This is a genomic window from Lentzea aerocolonigenes, from assembly GCF_000955955.1.
Classification (GTDB): Bacteria; Actinomycetota; Actinomycetes; order Mycobacteriales; family Pseudonocardiaceae; genus Lentzea; species Lentzea aerocolonigenes_A.
Genome location: NZ_JYJG01000199.1, coordinates 23,494 through 42,722 on the forward strand (window position 1 = coordinate 23,494; position 19,229 = coordinate 42,722).

The window sequence follows — 19,229 nt, forward strand, 5'->3', positions numbered from 1 at the left end:
GAGACTTCTCCATCAGTAGGCCCCGTGGCCGCCGAAGACGGCGCGGAAGGTCTTCCACAGGATCACGGCGTCCAGGGCGAGCGACCAGTCCTCGACGTAGCGCAGGTCGAGCCGCACCGACTCCTCCCACGAGAGGTCGCTGCGTCCGCTGACCTGCCACAACCCGGTCAGACCCGGCTTGACGAGCAGGCGGCGCCGGACGTCGGAGGAGTACTTCGCGGTCTCCTCCGGCAGCGGCGGGCGGGGGCCGACGAGCGACATGGTGCCCGCGAGGACGTTGAACAGCTGCGGTAGCTCGTCGATCGAGTAGCGGCGCAGGAACGTGCCGACCTTGGTGATGCGCGGGTCCTTCTTCATCTTGAAGAGGAGTCCGTGGCCTTCGTTCGCCGCGGAAAGCCTGGTGCGCAACGCGTCGGCGTTCGTGACCATGGTGCGGAACTTGATGATCGTGAACGGCTGGCCACCCTTGCCGACCCGCTTCTGGCGGTAGAACACGGGACCGCGGCTGTCGATCATCACGAACGCGGCGACCGCGAACATCAACGGCGCCAGCACGACCAGCAGCGCGAACGCTCCCACGCGGTCGACGACGTCCTTGACCAGACGGCGGAAGCCGCTCAGTGCAGGTTCACTCACGCGCAGCAACGGCATGCCGAGCACGGCGCTCATGTGCAGGCGCGGTCCGGCGACTTCCATCAAACCGGGCGACACGACCATTTCCGCGCCGGAACCTTCGAGGGCCCAGGCGAGCTGCTGCAGCCGGCGAGGCGTCCAGTAGGCATCAGGTGTGACCGCGACGATGCGGTAACCACCGCGGCGGACGTGCTCGGCGAGTTCGCGCAGCTGGCCGACGACGGGCACGCCGTCGACGTCGGTGCCGGAGCGGCCGCGGCCGTCGATCGTGCAGATCGCGTCCACGCGCCAGCCGAGGTGGGCCACGCGCTTGGTGCGGCCGATGAGGTCCTCGACCGTGTCCAGGTTGCCGGCGGCGAGGACGGAGAGCAGGAAGCGCCCTTCCTTGCGGCCGCGGTGCAGCGGGCGGCGCAGGGCGTAGCGCATCGGGAAGGCGACCAGGGCGATCGCGGGGACGACGACGAAGACCCACAGGCGGGCGCCGGGGATGTCGACGGCGAGCGCTCCGAGACCGAGCGCCACAACGGCACCGAACAACCCCCGGCCGAGTCTTCGGAACTCCTCGGCACCCTGGCCGAGAACGGTCGGCGTCCACACGCGGTTGATCGCGAGCGAGCCGACGACGACAACTACTGTGAGTATGTCCAGCAGGGCAAGGGAAAGCGGGCCGAACGCGGCGTGGCGCATGCTCATGACGGCACCGACGGCGACGACGACCAGGGCAATGGTCAGCACGTCCGCGGTGATCACGGCATAGCGGTAGCGGCTCTCCCAGCGGGCGACGGGTGGGTGCGTCTGTCTGTGTTCCGACAGCGGAAGGAGCGTGGAGCGCAGCCCGTCGACGTCACGGGCAGCGCGGACCTGCTCACTCATCGTTCTGATCTCCCCGGCTCAGCGGCGATTCCGGACGTGCACGTACGCAGGTCACCCCGAGGACCTTGAATCTTCGATCTCCGACGATCTTCGACAACGCCACTTTTGGGGCTCGGCGGAAGAAGCTCGCAACCGGTGATTCGCCGCATCCGGCATCCGCGTTACAGGCTGTGGAAAAAAGTTTCCCCACTGCCCGAATATCGGACGTGACGCGCGTCTCACCGTCTGGAAACCGTGGCGACGCAAGACGATTCCACGTGTCCACAAGGGACATAATGGTTACGTATGGCGCGGGTGATTCGTTCAGAACAGGTCTTCAGACCCTAGTTCGATCGTCTGCCTTTATGCATGCACTTACCGCTGAACGGAGTAATGTGTTACGGCCGAACGGAAATGCGGACCTCGTCACCCTGGACAACGACGACGTCGCCGTGCCGCAGCTGTGCACCCCTGCGCACCTCCACAGCGCCGTTGACGTGCACTTCCCCGTCCTCGATCAGCTCCTTGGCGTGCCCGCCGTCCTCGGCCAGTGCCGCCAGCTTGAGGAACTGCCCTAGCCTGATCGGCTCTTCGGAGATCTCCACCGTCCGCATGAGCACATCATCCCAGTAGGGCGCACCCCACCGCTCGCTCGGGTGCCTACCCCAGCGCGTTCGGGTGAAGTCGTTGACAGCCTTACATTTATGAAAACTTCCTGGGGTTACGTCGCCTGGCTGGCGGTGTCCGGTGTGGTCATCACCGCGATAACGATCTTCGCCGCGAGCGCCTACGTGACATTGGACATGAGCCAGGCGCGGCCGGACTTGCACGGTCCGGTCCACTACGGCCTGCTGGTCGCGCACATCTTCACCGGAACGGTCGCGATCCTCGCGGGTGTTTCGCAGTTCTGGCCACGTCTGCGCGCAAAGCACCCGCGCGTGCACCGAGTGCTGGGTCGCGTGTACTTCGCGGGCGTGCTGCCGTCGTCACTGCTGGGCGTCGTGTGCGCTCAGTTGTCACTGAACGGCCTGGCCGCATCGGCGCCGCTGACGGTGCTGTCCGTGCTGTGGTTCGTCAGCGCGGTGCAGGGGCTGCGAACGGCACGGCGGCGCCAGTTCGGCGAGCACCGCATCTGGATGATCCGCGGTTTCGCTCTCACTGGCGCCGCCGTGACGGGCCGCTTGTGGGGCCTGCTGCTCGGCTCACTCATGCCCGCGGGGGACGGGCTGGTCGTCTTCGCCACCGCGAACTGGCTGTCGTTCGTGGTGAACCTGCTGGTGGCCGAGTGGTGGATCCAGTCCCGGGGCTATGCCCGGACCTTGCCCTCCGCAGCGTTGAGGCCCAGCATTTCGAGCAGGTCAGCGCAGTCCAGCGCGTTCGTGGCGTGACAGGCCACGGTGCGCGCCGCCTTGCTGTTCTGAATCGTGCTGTGCTCCTTTTCCAGAGCCTTTGCCTCGGCGAAGGTGCCGGTTTCGGGCTCGGCGATCGCGGGACGCGCCCAAGTCATGTCGTGCCTGCTTCCGCATCGGGGGATGAGGTCATCATGACAAGTGGGTGCCCGAAACACCAGATCTAGTGCTTTCCGTAATCAGGCACCCACAGCGCGTTAACCGCTCAGCAAACCTCCGAAAGCGTTTTCCTGGCAGCAAAGTTGATCGTTTGTTGCCAGGAATTTGGCTTCACCGCCCGTACCGCAGCACCGACTCCACTTCGGTCACAAATGCAACGAGCCTTTCATCGTCCACATCGTCCGGCGTGGGCCCGTCCACCGCGAGCCGTTGCAGCGCAACAGAAGTAGTCGCGCTTTCCCGCGCGAGCCTTCTGAAGCCGAACGTGGCCTCGTAGAGCGAAAAGGCGGTGGCGAGTGCCGCGAGCGTGGTGGCCGCGAAGCCCCACAACGCCCTGCGCGGCCCGTCCGCCATTCCGACCGCTGCCGCCGCCGCGGCGCCGATGAAGAGTGCCGCCGCGATCGCGACCGTCCACGTGCGCGCGGCGGAGTAGCGCTTGCGGGCGCGTTCGAAGTGGTCCAGGCGGTCCTGGAACCGGTGCCTCAGGTAGGCCTCGACGAACTGGGCCTGCCGCTGCTTGTCACTCACGTCCTGACCACCTCGTGTTTGCGGTCGCTGACCGCGGCTTCCAGGTCCGCCACCTTGTCCTGGCGTTCTTCCTCCGTCGCCGGCGCCACGGACGCCAGGTGGGCGAAGTAGAGGGCGCGCAGGCGTTCCGCGCGGGACCTCGCGGTGAGGTACTTGTCGAGCGACTCCCGCTTGCGCGCCACGATCGTGATGGCGGCCGCGAACGCCCCGCCCGCGACCACGAGAACGCCGGGCCACGGCGTGTCCTTGAGCCACGTCTGGAGCGCGCCGAACACCGTTGTGGTGAGTCCGCCGCCGATCGCCAGCACGGCCATCAGCCGGTAGCGGTTCTGCTCGACGTCGGCTTCCGCGTCGAGCTCCTGGAACGCCGGTGCGACAACCTTGTTGGCGTCGTGGATGGCGTCCGCGAGCATCGGGTACGCGACGACGAACCCGGGGTCGACGAGCGGCCGCGGTTCCTGGACCCGGTACCGGACCTTGGGCCAGATCTTCGGCGGCTTGACGGGCTTCTCCTTGCCCAGCAACCGTTCCAGCGCGGTGACCGTCTTACCGGGGCCTTCGTCGACGTGGACGATGAAGATCTTGCCGCTGCGCACCAGCACCGCGAGATCGCCGGTGAGGTCACCGGTCGCGATGCGGTCCGCGAGGCCACCCGTGCCGGCGAGCACCAGGAGCGGGTTGTCCGCGCTCAGGTGGTCGACGATCTCTTTCTCGTTCTCGCCTCCGACGACGAGCGCGATCACGGGCTTCTTGTGCCGCACGGCCTCGATCGTGCGGAACAGCACCGGTGTCGCGTCCGTCCACTCCGAACCCGGGACGATGACGGCGACGCTGTGGTTGGGTTCCAGCGCGACCTGACCGTTGGTGGAGCTTTCGGTGAGGTCGTGCACCTTGCTGCTGGGCGCGACGCCGACCACCACGGGCCAGCGCTGCTCGCACGCCTGCAACGCCATGCCCAGCAAGTGGACCACGCCTCTGTCCGTGCCTTCGGTGACGAACACCACGCCGTCGCGCGCCGCCGTGACCACGACGGATCTGAGCACCGGCAACAACTTCGCGGCGAGATCCGTCTCGATGTCTTGTGTGGAGCCGAAGACCGAGATCACCGTCCGGCCTCGGGGCAGGCCGAGGGCTTTGGGTTTGATGTCGGCGTCCGGCTGGGACAGCCGTTTGACTGTCGGGCCGCCTGCAGTGGGCATGCCGCGCACGATAACGCTGTGATCGACCGCAGACCAGAGCCCGTTGGGCCCCTTCGGCATCACACCTCGTGTCCTCCGCCCGCCCACCCGAGACGGCGTGATCGATGCCAGACCAGAGCCGTTCAGACCCGGTCTTCGTCGTCCACGGGGACTTCGCGCTGCTGGTCGAGGGCATCTGCCGGGTCCGCCTCAATTGGCGTGACCGGCGTCTCGACAGGCTCCTGCGGCACGACCTCCCGCTGCTGCTCGGCCACGTCCGCGTCGGGTGCTTCGGGGTTCATGCCTCGCGGTTTCCCGGCGCCGCCCTCCCCCACACCTGCCAGGTCAGCTCACCGAGATCGGCCAGGCTGCCGAGCACCGCCTCCGCTCCGGCATCGCGGAGGTCCTGCGTGCTGCTTCGTCCTGTGGCGACGGCCACAACCCTGACGCCTGCTTTGGTCGCGGCATACACGTCATGGGGCGTGTCGCCGATCAACACCACCTCGTCAGGTGTGAAGACCCGGACGTGCTGCGCGCGCTTCCTCGCGAACGTCACCAGCTCGGCCCGGTCCGCGTGGTCGTCGCCGAACGCGCTGGTGTCCCAGTCGACGAGATGGGCGAGCCCGAACTCCTCCAGCTTGATCCGCGCGACGCTCTTCAGGTTCGCCGTCAGCACACCCTGGTGCACCCGCGGGTCGTCCGCGAAGTGCTGCAACGCCTGCAGCGCACCAGGCAGCAGGTCGCTGTGGTCGGGGAAGTCGGCGCGGCGACTCTCGAAGGAGCTCGCCAGCGCGTCGGCGAGCAGTTGTGAGGTCTGTTCCGTGTGCTCGATCTCGTGCCGGCGGAGGATCTCCGCGATGACGTCCAGCTCGGTGCGTCCGCCCAGGTCGACGGGCCCTTTCAGCTCCCTGCCGAACGCGCTCCGGAACGCCTCCCGGTACATCAGGCCGCCGAAGCCGCGACCGGCGATGAGCGTGCCGTCGATGTCCCACAACACCAGCAGTTCCGGCCCGGTCACCGGACCACCACCCCTCAACCCGTAAAATGCCTGTTCATGACCTCGATCGACCCCGCAGAGCTGGAAGTCTGCCTGCGCGTGCTTGCCCAGGTCGAGGACCTGCCCGCCGAGCACGACGACGCGGTGCGCGTCCGCCGGGCCACCGCGAAGATCTTCAAGGCCGCGAAGAAGTTCCGTAAGTCCGAGCGCAAGGCCGCCATCACGGCCAACGACCGGGCCGTCACGGCGCTGACCGCCACCGGGTCGCCGGACCGCATCGACGACGAGACGCAGGGCCTTCCGCTCGTGTCGAACGCTCAAGGCGCGACGGCGGGCACTCTGCTGCGCGCGCGGTCCTGCTACACGTGCCGCAAGCGGTTTGTCGAGGTAGACGCCTTCTACCACAACCTCTGCCCGTCCTGCGCCGCGTTCAACCACGGCAAGCGGGACGCGCGCACGGACCTGACCGGCCGCAACGCGCTGCTGACCGGTGGCCGCGCGAAGATCGGCATGTACATCGCGCTGCGGCTGCTCCGTGATGGCGCGCACACCACGATCACCACGCGGTTCCCCAAGGACGCGGCCCGCCGGTTCGCCTCGATGCCCGACTCCGCCGAGTGGATCGACCGGCTCAAGATCGTGGGCATCGACCTGCGCGACCCGGCCCAGGTGCTGGCGCTGGCCGACGAGGTGGCACTGCGCGGCCCGCTGGACGTTCTGATCAACAACGCCGCGCAGACCGTGCGCCGGTCTTCCAACGCTTACGCACCCCTGGCGGCCGCCGAGCACGAGGCGTTGACCGGGGACGCCAAGCGCCCCGAGCTGATCTCGTTCGGCGGCCACGGCCAGCTGGCGTTGCCCGGCACCGCCGTGCCCGAGGCGCACTCGGTGACGACGCTCGCGTTGATGGCGGGCTCGAAGGACATCGACGCGGGCGGCCTGGTACCGGATCTGGCGTCGACCAACTCGTGGATCCAGAACGTCGACGAGGTCGATCCGGTGGAGCTGCTGGAAGTGCAGCTGTGCAACTCGACCGCGCCGTTCCTGCTCATCTCGCGGCTGCGCGCATCCATGGCGAAGAGCTCGTTCCGGCGCAAGTACGTGGTGAACGTGTCCGCGATGGAGGGTCAGTTCTCCCGCGCCTACAAGGGTTCCGGGCACCCGCACACGAACATGGCCAAGGCCGCGCTGAACATGTTGACGCGCACCAGCGCCGAGGAGATGCTGCAGACCGACGGCATCCTGATGACCGCCGTCGACACCGGCTGGATCACCGACGAGCGGCCGCACCCGATGAAGATGCGGCTGGCCGACGAGGGCTTCCACGCGCCGTTGGACCTGGTCGACGGGGCCGCCCGCGTGTACGACCCGATCGTGCGCGGCGAGGCGGGCGAGGACGTCTACGGCTGCTTCCTGAAGGACTACGCGCCGTCCAACTGGTGACGCACGCGTCCGAGGTACCCGTCGGACGCACCCGAACGAGCCCTTTCGTCACGGGACAGGTCTATTCGACCGTGTGTTCGAGTACCCATTTGTCATGAGAACTGTGTGGCGGGGCGCACTTCGGTTCGGCATGACGACGATGACGGTGCGGCTGGTGTCCGCGTCGACGGAACACCGCGGCAGGGTGCACCTGGTGCACCGCGAGGACAGCGGCCGCGTCCGGCACCAGCAGGTGTGCGGCGAGTGCTCTATGCGCCTCACCCCGGACGACATCGGCCGCGGCTATGAACTGGACGACGGCCGAATCGTCCAGATCGACCCGCACTCGCTGCCCGCACCCGAGGACGGCGTGATCGACGTCCAGCAGTTCGCGCCGGTCAGCGACCTGGACCCGATCGCGTTGCACCGCAGCTACTACGTCGACCCGGACGAGCTCTCGGTCCGCTCGTACGTGTTGCTGCGGGAGACGCTGGAACGCACCAAGACCGCCGCGATCGTGAAGTTCGGCTTGCGCGGCAAGGAAACCCTGGCGGCGATGAGACCCCAGCACGGGGTGATCGTCCTGCACACGCTGCTGTGGCCCGACGAGGTGCGCGAGCCGCACTTCGCGTTCCTGCACCGCGACACCGAGGTCCGCACGGGCGAACTGGCCGCGGCGGCGGCGTTGGTGCGCGCGCAGACCCGGCCGTTCAAGCCGCACGACTACCCGAACACCAACCACGAAGCCCTGCTGCAACTCGTCGAGGCCAACGTCTAGTGCCCTCCACCGTCCGCAAGTCCTGTCGTTACAGCGCGAAAGGCACGTCGGTACCGCTAGTTCGTACGTAGGTGCCTTTCGCTCCGAACACGAGTTGCGACTACCACTTGGCGGGCTCGGCCAGGGCGTAGCTCGTCGCCACCCGGTGGTGGTCGTGGTAGATCGAGAGCGTCGACTGGCCGGCGGGCTTCCCGTTGCGCCAGGCCGTGCAGTAGATGCCGGACGACCACCGCATCGTCTTCGAGGCCTTGGGAAGCACGGTCTGCGTGCGCGACACGACCTTCTGCCCGTTGATCCACACCTCGAACTTGCCAACGTCCTTCGCCAGCTTGAACCGCGTCACGATCCTGGTCCACTCGCCGCGCTTGATCTTGCCGGCCGTGCCCGAAATTCCGCCGGAGCCGCCGTACCGGATCTCGTCGTTCTGCACGAACATCAGCAGCCACGGGCCTTCGGGATCTTCCGGTGACCACTGCTGGAACGTCACGTTCTGGTTGTGGAACTGCCAGTTCGCCGGAAGCATGACCGCCTGGCCGTAGTAGCGGTCCTGACCGACCGACTGGGCGCCGCGGTCGATCGTCTCCGAGTGGTAGCCACCGGTTTCGTTGATGTAGGTCTGCTTGGCCTCGATGGCCGTCGACCCCTTGTAATGCACGTTCGTGACGTCGCGGATGACGCCGTCCTTCTGGGTGTAGTGGTAGTCCCAGCCGTTCAGCGTGCCTTCGTTCTGGAAGTCGACGCCGGGAGGGGGAGCCACGAGCAGAGCCGCCATCAGCAGGGGGAGCATGAAACGCCTTCCGTGGGTGCCAGGCGGCGGCCGGCTCGGACACTAGCATCACTGTCCATGCTCGCCAGCCCGTCCGACCTCGTCGACCTGCTCGAATGCGAGCACCGCAGCTACCTGGGCCGCAACGACCGGCAGGGCGATCCGGACGAACTGCACGCGGCGGCCTCGCGAACGGCCGCCGAGATGCGGGCGGGCCAGGACATCATCGAGAGCGCCGTCTTCTTCGACGGCGTTTTCCACTGCTCAGCAACCCTCATCCGCACTCCCGCGGGCTACGAGCCGTACGCGGAGGAAGCCACGCCGCTCGCGATCCTGAACCTCGCCGCGGCCGCGCAGGCTGCCGGGGCCGAGCGTGCCCACCTGCTCGTCGACGGAAAGCGCACGTCGTTCCGGGTCGCCGACTTCACGCCGTTGCTGGGCCGGCTCAAGACGCGGCTCGCGAAGCCCTCACCCGCACCGAAGCGGTCCTGGGGTGAGCTCCGGGCCGCGTGCACCGGGTGTCGCTTCGCCCGTCACTGCGCTTCTGGCCGTGAAGAGGCCCGTGACCTGTCGCTGGTGGCCGGGCTCAGGGCGGATCAGCGGAGGAAGCTGGTTTCGGCCGGTATTGAAACCATCGACGCGCTCGCGGCGACCGAGGAACGGCCTGCCACGCTCTCCCCCGCCAGCTTCACGGCGCTGACCGCGCAGGCGCGGTTGCAGGTGCGGCAGGAACGGACCGGCGTCACCAGCTACGAGGTCGTCGCGCCGGAAGCGTTGCAGCACCTGCCCGAACCGGCGGAGGACGACGTGTTCCTGGAGGTCGACGGGGATGTCTTCCGCACGCCCGGCTGGGAGGGCACGTTCGCGGAGTTCGTCGACCGCACGCCCGTGGGCACGGTCTACCACTTCACGCCGCACGACCTGCACGCTCGCGCAGCGCTCACCGCCACCAAGGAGTCCGAAGTGGACGAACTGGTGCGGCGCTGCGTCGACCTCGGTGCGCTGACCAGGCGAGTGCTGCGGGTCTCCACTCGCGAGTACACGTTGCCTGCGCTGAAACCGTTGGTGCAGGACGAGATCCCGACCAGAGGCGTCCGGGATCTGCTCGAGAAGATCAAGCGCGAGCACGGCATCGAGACCGCGGTTCGCGAAGAACGCGACGAGGCCGCACTGGAGAAGGCCGCGGAACGGGCGCGCCGGATGGCCGCGCTCACCGAGCCGTTGCTCGCCGAGGGGCATGCTTTGTTCGCGGCGACTGTCGGTTATCACCGGCGAGAGGCAAGTCCCGCGTGGGGTGACTTCTTCCGGCAGGCCAGTGCGCCGATCTCGGACCTGGAGACCGACTCCAACTGCGCCGTGCCGATCACCTTGAAGGCCGAGGACTGGGTGCCGCCGAGTGGGCGGATCCGGACGCACAAACGGCAGGTGCACGCGCGGATCGACCCCGAGCGGCCGCACCCGTTCGGCAAGGACGAGCAGGTCAGGCTGTTGTATCCCGGCAACGTCACGCGGAATGCCGTGGTGTCGGACGACAACCCGTACGAACTGGTCGTCACCGAAAGCAACTCCGCCGAGCACGCCGAGCTGCCGATCGCGGTGCTGCCGGGCAGCCCGGTTCCGGCGTCGCCGAAGGACGAGGCCGTGGCGGAGCTGGCCGAGCAGGCGGTGCACCTGTTGCCGCTGCTCCCCCGCAATCCCGGCATCGACCTGCTGCTGCGCACGCCGCCGGGACCGTTGCCGCAGCACCCGGACGTCGTGCAGGCCGTGATCAAGGCCGTCGACCAGCTCGACGGCGGCACGCTCGCCGTGCAGGGACCGCCCGGCGCCGGCAAGACGTACCTCGCGACCAAGCTGGTGAAGCACCTGATCGACCAGGGCAAGACGGTCGCGGTGACGTCGAACAGCCACAAAGCCGTCGAGAACGTCATGAACTCCGTCGACCCGTCGATCCCCATGGCCAAACGCCCCAAGGGAAAGCCTTCCAAACAGGAAGATGACGCTGTCTTGTCCTGGGACCAGCCCAAGGACAACGGCGCGCTGGCCCGCTGGCGTGAGGAGCACCCCGAGGGACATCTTGTCGGCGGCACGGCGTGGACGTTCTCGAACGCCGTGATCAAGGCCCAGCCGTTCGACGTGATGATCATCGACGAGGCCGGCCAGTTCGCCCTGGCCGATGCCGTCGCCGTGGCCACCGCCGCGAAGAACCTGGTGCTGCTGGGAGATCCGCAGCAGCTGCCGCAGGTCGTGCAGGGAGTGCACCCACCCGGTTCGGATGCCTCCGCGCTCGGCCACCTGCTCGGTGACGCGGACGTCATCCCTGACCATTTGGGCTATTTCCTGGCGGAGACGCGCCGCATGCACCCGGCCGTCTGCAAGCCGGTGTCGGAGCTGTCGTACGCCGGACTGCTCCATTCGCACGAAACTGCCCATAACCGAAGCATTGAGGGCATCGAGCCCGGCATCTACCTGCGCGAGGTCGATCACCGGCACAACATCACGTCGTCGACCGAGGAGGCCGACGCCGTGGTGGACACCGTGCGGCGGATCGTGGGTCGAACTTGGACGGACAACGGCAGAACGCGCGAACTGACCGATGCGGACGTTCTGGTGGTCGCGCCCTACAACCTGCAGGTCAGGGTCATCCGGAGACGCCTGGCAGAGGCGGGTTTCGACGAGACGCGGGTGGGCACAGTGGACCGCTTCCAAGGACAGGAAGCACCCGCGGTCATCATGTCCATGACGTCGTCGTCCACCGTGGACCTCCCGCGTGGCCTGGACTTTCTTTTGTCACGTAACAGATTGAACGTGGCACTCTCCCGTGCCCAGACGCTCGCTGTGATGATCTGCTCGCCACGCCTGCTGGATGCCGATGTCCGAGGCGTGGAACAGATGCGCCTGGTGGCGGGCGTCATCGGCCTAACAGAAAACATGAGGATCTATCCGTGGTGACATCGCTCCGTTGTCATACGGTGACCTTCTGAGCGCTCTGTGTTGCTAGCGTGGCCCGGTTCACCCGGTCGGGTGATCAAGGATCTGAATGTGCTCGATCCGCCTCGCACCAACCAGAGCAGGAGACATCCGTTGGCAAGTAGAGTTCTCGGCGCGCTCGCGGTGACGGCCACCGCCGCACTGGCCACCCTGGCGATGGCCACCCCGGCCAGCGCACACACCGCTGACGGGTGGGCGAAGTGCGACGGGAAGGACGCTGTCCTCCACGTGAACTTGACGCAGTTCGCGCCCGAGAAGAAGAACACGGTTGTGATCACGGACGGTGAGACGGTCCTGGTCCCCACCGAGAAGTTCGGCTCCACCTGGAGCGTGCACAAGAAGGACTTGGACGGCAAGGTCGCACACACCTTCACCATCGATGTGAAGGCCTACGACACCGACAAGTCGAAGAACAGGAACTACGACAAGCACTTCACGTACACCACCGAGGTGTGCGACAAGACGCCGCCGAAGCCCGAGCAGCCTCAGCCGCCGAAGCCTGAGCAGCCGAAGCCGCCGGTGGAGACCACGACGGAAGCGCCCTCGTCCTCCGTCACGCCTCCCGCTCCCGGTGGCAGCACGCCGGAACCGCCGCTCGCGGCGACCGGTGCCTCCCCGATGTGGATGCTGCTCTCGGGTCTGGGTCTCGTGGGCGCCGGTGCCGGCACCCTGCTGTTCCTGCGCCGTCGCCGCAGCGCGTGAACTAGCTGAGCTACCACGGAAATCGGGGGCGGCCCCAGGAGGCCGGCCCCGTTTTTCGTTGCTACAGCCCCAGAGGAGTCGCGGGACCGGCGCCGTGGTGGATGAACCACTCGGTGCCGAACGGCAGCGCGAACGTCTCGTCGTCGAGCGACAGGAAGAACGACTGCTCGGTGATCTGCGAGGCGTGCGCGCGCATCGCCGCCCGCTTCACGTCCAGGTACTTCGAGACGTCCACACCAGCGGTGATCTCCGAGTCCGGCACGGCGCCCTCCCGCACCGGCGGCGGATCCATCTCGGCGCGGCGGAACGCCTCCCGGAAGTCGGACCCCTTCACCTTCGCCTGGTACACCGGCGTTCCGGCGATCTCCGCGGCGCGCAGACCCACCCGGTGCACCTGGATGTGGTCCGGGTGGCCGTATCCGCCGAAGCGGTCGTAGATCGTGAGAGCGGCAGCGTCCTCTTCCGCCAGCAGGGCGGCGAGTTTCGACGCCGCCTCCTCGACATCGGCCGTCCAGAACGAGCCCGGCCGCGAGTTCGACGAGTCGCCCATCATCCCGGAGTCCAGGTATCCCAGGAACTCCACGCGCGCCACGCCCAGGAGATCCGCCGCCGCGTACGTCTCCTCCACCCGGCGTTGCCAGAGCTCCTCGCCGGGTGACAGGAAGTCCGGGATCTCGCCGACCTCGCCGCGGGTCGCGACGACGAGCACGACCCGGTGTCCCTCCTCGAACGCCTTGCGCATCACGCCTCCGGTGAGGATGCACTCGTCGTCGGGATGCGCGTGGAAAGTCACCAGTGTGGCCATGTCCGCGACGTTACCCGCGAGTGGAACTTGCCAATTCCGCCGTGCCCGCACCACTCCTTAACGTGGGCCCGGCACCCTAGGCCGCAGGGGAGGTTTGTCGTGCGCGTGCTGTGCACAGTCGCGTTCTCGGCTGCTCACGCACGGGCTCTCCTCCCTCTTGTGACGACGCTCACAGAGCAAGGTCACGAGGTGCTGGTGGCGGGCCCGGCGTCCGTCCTGACCGGCTTCACCAACCAGCCGGCCAGGACCACCGCTGCGCTGCCGGAAGTCTGCGACCAGCTCGTGGACCTGTTGCAGGGCGAGATGCTCTCGCTCCCACCGGACTACGACCCGTTCGCCGACGAGATGATCGTCGAGTTCGCCGCGGGCCCGCACATCAACGGGGCAGTCCAGGTACTCCTACCGGTAGCAGCGGACTTCCGGCCAGACCTCGTGCTGCGCGACGGGATCGAGTTCGCCGGAATGCTCGTCGCGGAACGACTCGGCGTCCCCCACGTCGCCGCACCCACGGGCGTCGGGCAGTACATGGACCGGCTCACCCTGCTGAACGCCCTGAACGAGCGCCGCGCGGAACTCCGCCTGCCGCGGCACGAATCCCTCGACTCGGCGCACCGGTACGGCCGGCTGGACGCGGTCCCGCCTGGCTACTCCTTCGCCCGCCAGCCGATGCCGCCCGCGTTCGCCTACCAGCAACCCTCGCACCACAGCACCGCCGACCGTCTCCCGCAGTGGCTCGCGGACCTCGATCCGGGCAAGCCGCTCGTCGTCGCCTCCACCAGCACGTCCGGCGGCGTGTTCGCGACCGAGTCCGCCTTGCGGCTCTTCGACTTCGACGCCATCCCGGACCTCGCTCTGCGCCACTCCCCCTTGGCACACCTGGAAACGCTCGTGGCGGGCCTCTGCGCGGTCGACTGCGAGGCCGTGGTGCTGACGGGCGGGCTCCCGGTGGAGGCGCCGGCAGCGCGGCACGTGCACCTGGTCGAGCAACTCCCGCAGGCGTTGTTGTTGCAAACAGCCGACTTGCTCGTCTCACACGGCGGCTACAACTCGATCCGCGAAGCCGTGCGGGCCAGCACGCCCGTGGCAGTGCTTCCCGTGTTGCACGACCAGATGCACAACGCGCACCGCGTCAGTGAGCTCAAGCTGGGCGTGCGGGTGCAGGACTTCGAAGCCCACGCGGTCGCCGAAGCGTGCCGGAGAGCGCTCTCCAGCCCGGAGATCCACCACGCCGTGAAACGCGCCCAACGGCACATGCTCGGCCTGCCACCGATCCGGGCGGTCGCGGGCTATCTGGAACGAATAGTGCACCGCAACCGCAAGCTCAGCGTCGCCCGGTGACTCACCGGAAACCAGGCGTGCTGGGCGGCAGGCCCATGAGCACCGCGCCGGCCGCGTCGTAGATCGCGGGACCGAGGAACGCGTGCTGCTTCGGCACGAGCGCGTCACCGAACAGCAGCTGCAGCGGGTGGTCAGAGTTGATCACAGCCGTGCCGGACACCTCCACCAGCCTGCCGACGACCTCCGACGACGTCCTGGCCAGATGTGCCGCGGAGAGCCTCAAATGCGCGTTCTGCTCGTCACTCACGTCATCCCCGGCGACCACGGTGTCCCAGACCTCGTGGCTGAGCTCGTAGAACCACGCCCGCGCCGAACGCAGCGCGGCCTCGCACGAAGCGACCTCCGCGCGGTAGTAGGGCCGGTCGGCCAGCCGAGGTGCGCCGGTCACTCCCGCGTACCCGGCACCAGCCGACAACGCGTGGTCCAGCGCGGCCCGTGCGACGCCCGCGCCGACCACAGCCAGCACCTGGGCCGCGTAGGCGATGGCCGGATAGCGGTACAACGGCTCGTCGATCGTCGATCCGCCGCCACGGACGAACGTCCACTCCCGCGGCACCTCGACCCCGCGCACGACCAGGTCGAACGAACCTGTGCCGACCATGCCGACGACGTCCCAGTCCCGCACGATCTCGACCTGCGAGGGCGGCAGCACGGCGACTCTGGGCTTGCCCTCGGTACCGCCCTGGATGCCGACGCCGAGAACGTCCGCGCCCATGCAGCCACTCGCGTACTTCCAACGACCGTCGACCACGAACCCGCGTTCAGTCGAAACAGCGGGCTGGACAGGGAAGAGGCCTCCTGCGAAGACGACGTCGGGACCGTCGCGGTAGAGCTCTGCCTGGGTTTCCTCGGGCAATCCAGCCAGGTAGACAAGAGCGGACGCGAAGCTCGCGACCCAGCCGGTGGACCCGTCGACCACCGAGATGCGTTCGATCAACCCCAGGAACTCCGCGGGCGGCAACGGTTCCCCGCCGAACCGGGCAGGTGCCGCGGACCGGTAGATCCCCGTCTCCTTGAGGCGGCCGATGAAGTCCCGCGGCACGTACCGCAGCTCGCGGAACTCGGCCTTGCGCAGTGCCAGCTCCGCGAGCACGTCGTCGAACACCATGTCTCCGACCTTGGCACAACATGTGAAAGGGCGGCGCCTCCCCCAGGTAGGAAGGCACCGCCCCTCGGCGAACTCGTGGAGCTATCGCAGGGTCAGGTTCCAGGAGTTGATGTACCCGGTGTCACCGGAGTACACGTCCTGGACCCGCAGCTTCCACGTGCCCGCCGCGACCTCGGACGAGGCGTTGACCGTGTAGGTCGCCACCACGTTGTCGGCACTGTCCGAAGTGGACGAGTTCTTCAACCGGTAGGCGGTGCCGTCCGGCGCGATCAGGTCGATCACCAGGTCACCGCGGTAGGTGTGGACGATGTCCACGCCGACCTTGGTGGCCGAGGACGCGTTGCCCGTCACCGACGAGCTGATCGAGGACTCGACGGTGCCCCGGTCGATGATCGTGACGTCGGTCGTGTTCTCCAGGCCACCGGACGGCGGCGGCGTGGAGTCGATGGCGTTCACGGCCTTGGTCGCGTCGGCCAGACCAGCGCCACAACCACCCGAGCAGGTGCCGGGAATCGGGCGTGAGTTGGTCTTGATGAGGTCCTTGACCTGAGCCGGCGTCAGCGTTGGCTTCTTCGCCACCAGCAGCGCCGCGAGACCCGCGATGTGCGGAGCGGCCATCGACGTGCCCTGGTACGGCTTGTAGGTCTCCGCACCCGGCGTGGTGGCACCGGTGTTCAGCGTGGACCAGATGCCGTTCTCCGGCGTGGTGATGGTGCCGGGGGTGTCGGTACCGCGACGGGTCTCGCCGCCGGGCGCCGCGATGTCGATGCGGGTGCCGAAGTTCGAGTAGAACGCCTTGTTGCCCTCACGGCCGAGAGCCGCGACCGTCACGACGCCCGAGCAGTTCGCCGGGGTGAAGTTCGCGACGTTGGCGTTCGAGTTGCCGGCCGCCACGACGACGGTGGTGCCGCGGTTGATCGCGCCGTTGATCGCGTTCTGGTAGGTCGTCGAGCAGGACGACTGACCGCCCAGCGACATGTTGATGACCTTGGCCGGTGTCGCGTTGGCCGGCACACCGCTCACGGTGCCGCCGGACGCCCAGGTGATCGCGTCGGCGATGTCCGAGGTCGAGCCACCGCACTGCGCCAGCACGCGGACGGGCTGGATCTTGGCGTCGTAGGCGATGCCCGCGATGCCCTTGCTGTTGTTCGTGGACGCGGCGATCGTGCCCGCGACGTGCGTGCCGTGCCAGGACGAGCCCTGGTCGGCGGGCGGGACGGGCTGGCCGAGCGCGTCGGTGCCGCAGTCGCCCTTCTTCATCCAGTCGCCCTCGTCGGACGGGTTGCTGTCGCGGCCGCCACCGTCACGGGCGCGAGTGGCGTCCGAGACGAAGTCGTACCCCGCGACGACCTTGCTCGCCAGATCGCTGTGCGCCACGTAGCCGGTGTCGATCACGGCGACGGTCACGCCGGCGCCGGTCGAGCTGGACCACGCGCCGGGCACGTTCATGCCCGCGGTGGCCTCGAACAGGTCCCACTGCCGGGAGTACTCGGTGTCGTTCGGGTCGGCGAACGGCTGCATCAGCAGGTCCGGCTCGACATAAGCGACATCGGGGTCGCTCTTGAACGCCTGGATCGTCGAGTCCGCGTTGGCCGTCTTCGAGCCGAGGTCGACGACGACCGCGCCGCTCGACATGCGGCGGTGCACGGACTTGCCCTTGCTCTTCACATCGTCCGAGGCAGCGGTGTCGGACGAGGCTTCGGCGGTGCCGGGCTTGTAGCCGACGATCAGCCGTTCGAACGGGCGGTTCACCTGGGTCGAGTCCGGTTGGGACTGGACCGGGGCAGGAGCAGCGTTAGCTGGTGAGATAACGCTGAGCACGGCGGCGGAGACTGCCGCGGCGCACACGCTCGTGCGTCGCAATCCGTTCACGTGAGGTCCTTCCACGCAGGGCCTTCGCGTGCCGTTGAGGGCGTCAGTGTTCTGAACCGGCTGCGGAGGTGACGGGACCGTAAGCCGGGTCACACCTGCGAAAACAGGTCTAGCGGAGTCCGAATAGCGACACTGACGTGTTCACGACAGGTCCACTGCGCTGAATGGCGCACAATGTGGTCGTGTTCGGACACTTGGGCGTCGCGCCGGAGCTAACGGCCGTTTACGAGCTTCTGGTAACGGGAGGTAGCCGCACCACGGACGAGATCGGCGTCGCACCGGACCTGCTGGCACAAATGCGACAGCTCGGCATCGTCCGGTACCTGCCAGGCGACGTCTGGCAGGCCGTCGCGCCCGATCTCGCCGTCGAGGCGCTCATCGCGGCCCGCGAGGAGCAGAACCGCCGGGCCCGCGCGGACGTCGGCCCGTTGATGGAGCTCTACCTGCGCAACCGCGACGAGGAGCAGGCCGACAACGCGTTCGTCGAGACGGTCACCGGCGTCGGCGCGGTGCGAGAGCTGTGGCACACGCTGCTCAACGGCGCGCGCGACGAGATCTGCGTGCTCGACCAGCCGCCGTACGTGACGCCGCTGGGCGAGCACGTCGCGCTGGAAGACGAGACGCGGCAACGCGACGTGCAGTGGCGTGTGGTCTACGACCGGTCCGCTGTGGACCTTCCCGGCCGGGTCACCGAGATCATCGAACTGGTCGCGGCGGGTGAACGGGCGCGCGTCACGCCGACGCTGCCGTTCAAGCTCGCCGTGATCGACGCGCACGCCGCGGTGCTGCCCGTCGCGAACGGCGACGTGGTCGACAAGGTGCTGCTGATCCGGCCGTCCGCCTTGCTGGACGTGCTGCGCTCGACGTTCGAGCTGTACTGGGACAAGGGAATCCCGTTCAGTCCAGGCGGGATCTACGCGGCGGCGGCCGATGTGGACCCGAACCTGCTGGGACTGCTCGCGGCCGGGCTGACGGACGAGTCGATCGCACGGCAGCTGGGGCTGGCACCCCGGACCGTGCAACGACGGGTGCGCCAGCTGATGGACCGCTGCGGCGCGCAGACCCGGTTCCAGGCCGGAGTGCAGGCGATGCGACGAGGCTGGCTCTGACCGCGAAAACTCGGGTGCAACCTCAGGTGATCTTGCGGCGTCTTGATGGTTGCAAGCACACATCACCAGGGGGATACATGCGCATGCGCAACGTGATGACGGCTGCCCTGACGGGCCTCGCACTCCTCGGAATCGCGGGCACCGCGTCCGCACAGTCCGAGCTGACGTGGCCGCCGAAGGACGTCACTCCGGTCCACAAGACCAAGGCGGAGCTGCAGAAGCAGGCCGACGAGTTCTCCGCGCACCAGAAGAAGGCGTTCCCGCGTGCCTTCCACGGCGCCAAGGACGTCGCGACCGGCAACTGGGGCGGCGAGGCCGAGGGCGTGTTCGACGACATGCAGTACATGGGCAACTCGGTGACCTTCACCTACCAGGGCCAGAAGGTCAACACGTACACGCAGGTCAACGCGCCGGGCTTCCTCAAGTCGTCGCCGAAGGAGTACTGCGAGACCATCACCTGCACCAAGACCGTCGGCGACCACCGCGGCGGCGTGACCGTCTTCGCGAAGGACGACCGGTTCGGCATCGTGGAGGCCCGCAACTTCCGCCCGAACGGTGAGGTCGTCTGGGTCCAGAGCTGGACGC

At 67.9% G+C, this 19,229-nt stretch carries 18 protein-coding genes; 8 read left to right on the forward strand and 10 right to left on the reverse strand.

Annotated features, from left to right (window positions below):
• Window positions 1–12: 12 nt before the first annotated feature.
• Together UK23_RS25090 and UK23_RS25095 are read right to left on the reverse strand one after the other, a co-directional pair.
• Window positions 13–1,506, reverse strand: a complete 1,494-nt coding sequence (locus tag UK23_RS25090) for a sugar transferase (protein ID WP_082114957.1) — start codon at window positions 1,504–1,506, stop codon at window positions 13–15.
• Window positions 1,507–1,883: 377 nt separating this feature from the next.
• The gene (locus UK23_RS25095) at window positions 1,884–2,099 is read right to left on the reverse strand and encodes an RNA-binding S4 domain-containing protein (RefSeq protein WP_196777875.1); all 216 of its coding nucleotides are present in this window, start codon (window positions 2,097–2,099) and stop codon (window positions 1,884–1,886) included.
• Window positions 2,100–2,189: 90 nt separating this feature from the next.
• Between UK23_RS25095 and UK23_RS25100 the strand changes: the two genes are divergently transcribed.
• Window positions 2,190–2,873: a DUF2306 domain-containing protein gene (locus UK23_RS25100; RefSeq protein ID WP_052685015.1), complete on the forward strand. Its 684-nt coding sequence runs from the start codon at window positions 2,190–2,192 to the stop codon at window positions 2,871–2,873.
• A 291-nt stretch (window positions 2,874–3,164) separates the two neighbouring features.
• Here UK23_RS25100 and UK23_RS25105 read toward each other — a convergent pair whose 3' ends face one another.
• From UK23_RS25105 to UK23_RS25115, 4 genes are all read right to left on the reverse strand, one after another.
• Window positions 3,165–3,581, reverse strand: coding sequence for an SLATT domain-containing protein (locus UK23_RS25105; protein ID WP_045314080.1), 417 nt, complete (start codon window positions 3,579–3,581; stop codon window positions 3,165–3,167).
• Window positions 3,578–4,780, reverse strand: a complete 1,203-nt coding sequence (locus UK23_RS25110) for a DUF4231 domain-containing protein (RefSeq protein WP_045314097.1) — start codon at window positions 4,778–4,780, stop codon at window positions 3,578–3,580. Before UK23_RS25110 ends, UK23_RS25105 begins: the two co-directional genes overlap by 4 nt.
• Window positions 4,781–4,902: 122 nt before the next feature.
• Window positions 4,903–5,061 (reverse strand): hypothetical protein, encoded by a 159-nt coding sequence (locus tag UK23_RS52910; protein ID WP_196777876.1) that lies wholly within the window; start codon window positions 5,059–5,061, stop codon window positions 4,903–4,905.
• Window positions 5,058–5,777 carry a haloacid dehalogenase-like hydrolase gene (locus tag UK23_RS25115; protein WP_082114959.1) on the reverse strand — a complete coding sequence of 240 codons (720 nt, stop codon included), beginning with the start codon at window positions 5,775–5,777 and terminating at the stop codon, window positions 5,058–5,060. Before UK23_RS25115 ends, UK23_RS52910 begins: the two co-directional genes overlap by 4 nt.
• A 36-nt stretch (window positions 5,778–5,813) precedes the next feature.
• On the opposite strand from UK23_RS25115, the gene UK23_RS25120 reads away from it, so the two are divergent.
• Both UK23_RS25120 and UK23_RS25125 read left to right on the forward strand, forming a co-directional pair.
• Window positions 5,814–7,199 (forward strand): SDR family oxidoreductase, encoded by a 1,386-nt coding sequence (locus tag UK23_RS25120; protein WP_045314082.1) that lies wholly within the window; start codon window positions 5,814–5,816, stop codon window positions 7,197–7,199.
• Between the two features lie 94 nt (window positions 7,200–7,293).
• The gene (locus UK23_RS25125) at window positions 7,294–7,956 is read left to right on the forward strand and encodes a Ku protein (protein WP_045314098.1); all 663 of its coding nucleotides are present in this window, start codon (window positions 7,294–7,296) and stop codon (window positions 7,954–7,956) included.
• A 100-nt stretch (window positions 7,957–8,056) separates the two neighbouring features.
• Here the strand turns inward: UK23_RS25125 and UK23_RS25130 are convergent, their stop codons facing one another.
• Entirely contained in the window at window positions 8,057–8,743 is a 687-nt protein-coding gene (locus UK23_RS25130; RefSeq protein WP_045314083.1) for a heparin lyase I family protein, read from the reverse strand.
• Window positions 8,744–8,800: 57 nt separating this feature from the next.
• On the opposite strand from UK23_RS25130, the gene UK23_RS25135 reads away from it, so the two are divergent.
• Window positions 8,801–11,671: a DEAD/DEAH box helicase gene (locus UK23_RS25135; RefSeq protein WP_045314084.1), complete on the forward strand. Its 2,871-nt coding sequence runs from the start codon at window positions 8,801–8,803 to the stop codon at window positions 11,669–11,671.
• Between the two features lie 132 nt (window positions 11,672–11,803).
• Window positions 11,804–12,412, forward strand: coding sequence for an LPXTG cell wall anchor domain-containing protein (locus UK23_RS25140; RefSeq protein ID WP_156213371.1), 609 nt, complete (start codon window positions 11,804–11,806; stop codon window positions 12,410–12,412).
• A 61-nt stretch (window positions 12,413–12,473) separates the two neighbouring features.
• On the opposite strand, the gene UK23_RS25145 is transcribed toward UK23_RS25140, so the two are convergent.
• Window positions 12,474–13,217 carry a PIG-L family deacetylase gene (locus UK23_RS25145; RefSeq protein ID WP_045314086.1) on the reverse strand — a complete coding sequence of 248 codons (744 nt, stop codon included), beginning with the start codon at window positions 13,215–13,217 and terminating at the stop codon, window positions 12,474–12,476.
• A gap of 159 nt (window positions 13,218–13,376) precedes the next feature.
• Between UK23_RS25145 and UK23_RS25150 the strand changes: the two genes are divergently transcribed.
• Entirely contained in the window at window positions 13,377–14,555 is a 1,179-nt protein-coding gene (locus UK23_RS25150; protein WP_196777877.1) for a glycosyltransferase, read from the forward strand.
• Between the two features lies 1 nt (window position 14,556).
• Here the strand turns inward: UK23_RS25150 and UK23_RS25155 are convergent, their stop codons facing one another.
• The gene (locus tag UK23_RS25155) at window positions 14,557–15,663 is read right to left on the reverse strand and encodes an acyl-CoA dehydrogenase family protein (protein WP_045314088.1); all 1,107 of its coding nucleotides are present in this window, start codon (window positions 15,661–15,663) and stop codon (window positions 14,557–14,559) included.
• Window positions 15,664–15,744: 81 nt separating this feature from the next.
• On the reverse strand, window positions 15,745–17,535 hold the full coding sequence (locus tag UK23_RS25160; RefSeq protein ID WP_196777878.1) for a S8 family peptidase: 1,791 nt from the start codon (window positions 17,533–17,535) through the stop codon (window positions 15,745–15,747).
• Window positions 17,536–17,717: 182 nt separating this feature from the next.
• Here UK23_RS25160 and UK23_RS25165 point away from each other — a divergent pair, with 182 nt between their 5' ends.
• Together UK23_RS25165 and UK23_RS25170 are read left to right on the forward strand one after the other, a co-directional pair.
• On the forward strand, window positions 17,718–18,644 hold the full coding sequence (locus UK23_RS25165) for a LuxR C-terminal-related transcriptional regulator (RefSeq protein WP_196777879.1): 927 nt from the start codon (window positions 17,718–17,720) through the stop codon (window positions 18,642–18,644).
• A gap of 83 nt (window positions 18,645–18,727) precedes the next feature.
• Window positions 18,728–19,229: hypothetical protein (locus tag UK23_RS25170; protein ID WP_156213372.1), on the forward strand; the 502-nt coding region annotated here is incomplete at its 3' end.

Bases quoted from the DNA above. Each gene is read 5' to 3' on its own strand.
- UK23_RS25090 (WP_082114957.1), bottom strand. From the start codon at position 1,506: ATGAGTGAGCAGGTCCGCGCTGCCCGTGACGTCGACGGGCTGCGCTCC.
- UK23_RS25095 (WP_196777875.1), bottom strand. From the start codon at position 2,099: ATGCGGACGGTGGAGATCTCCGAAGAGCCGATCAGGCTAGGGCAGTTC.
- UK23_RS25100 (WP_052685015.1), top strand. From the start codon at position 2,190: ATGAAAACTTCCTGGGGTTACGTCGCCTGGCTGGCGGTGTCCGGTGTG.
- UK23_RS25110 (WP_045314097.1), bottom strand. From the start codon at position 4,780: ATGCCCACTGCAGGCGGCCCGACAGTCAAACGGCTGTCCCAGCCGGAC.
- UK23_RS52910 (WP_196777876.1), bottom strand. From the start codon at position 5,061: ATGAACCCCGAAGCACCCGACGCGGACGTGGCCGAGCAGCAGCGGGAG.
- UK23_RS25120 (WP_045314082.1), top strand. From the start codon at position 5,814: ATGACCTCGATCGACCCCGCAGAGCTGGAAGTCTGCCTGCGCGTGCTT.
- UK23_RS25125 (WP_045314098.1), top strand. From the start codon at position 7,294: ATGAGAACTGTGTGGCGGGGCGCACTTCGGTTCGGCATGACGACGATG.
- UK23_RS25130 (WP_045314083.1), bottom strand. From the start codon at position 8,743: ATGCTCCCCCTGCTGATGGCGGCTCTGCTCGTGGCTCCCCCTCCCGGC.
- UK23_RS25135 (WP_045314084.1), top strand. From the start codon at position 8,801: ATGCTCGCCAGCCCGTCCGACCTCGTCGACCTGCTCGAATGCGAGCAC.
- UK23_RS25145 (WP_045314086.1), bottom strand. From the start codon at position 13,217: ATGGCCACACTGGTGACTTTCCACGCGCATCCCGACGACGAGTGCATC.
- UK23_RS25155 (WP_045314088.1), bottom strand. From the start codon at position 15,663: ATGGTGTTCGACGACGTGCTCGCGGAGCTGGCACTGCGCAAGGCCGAG.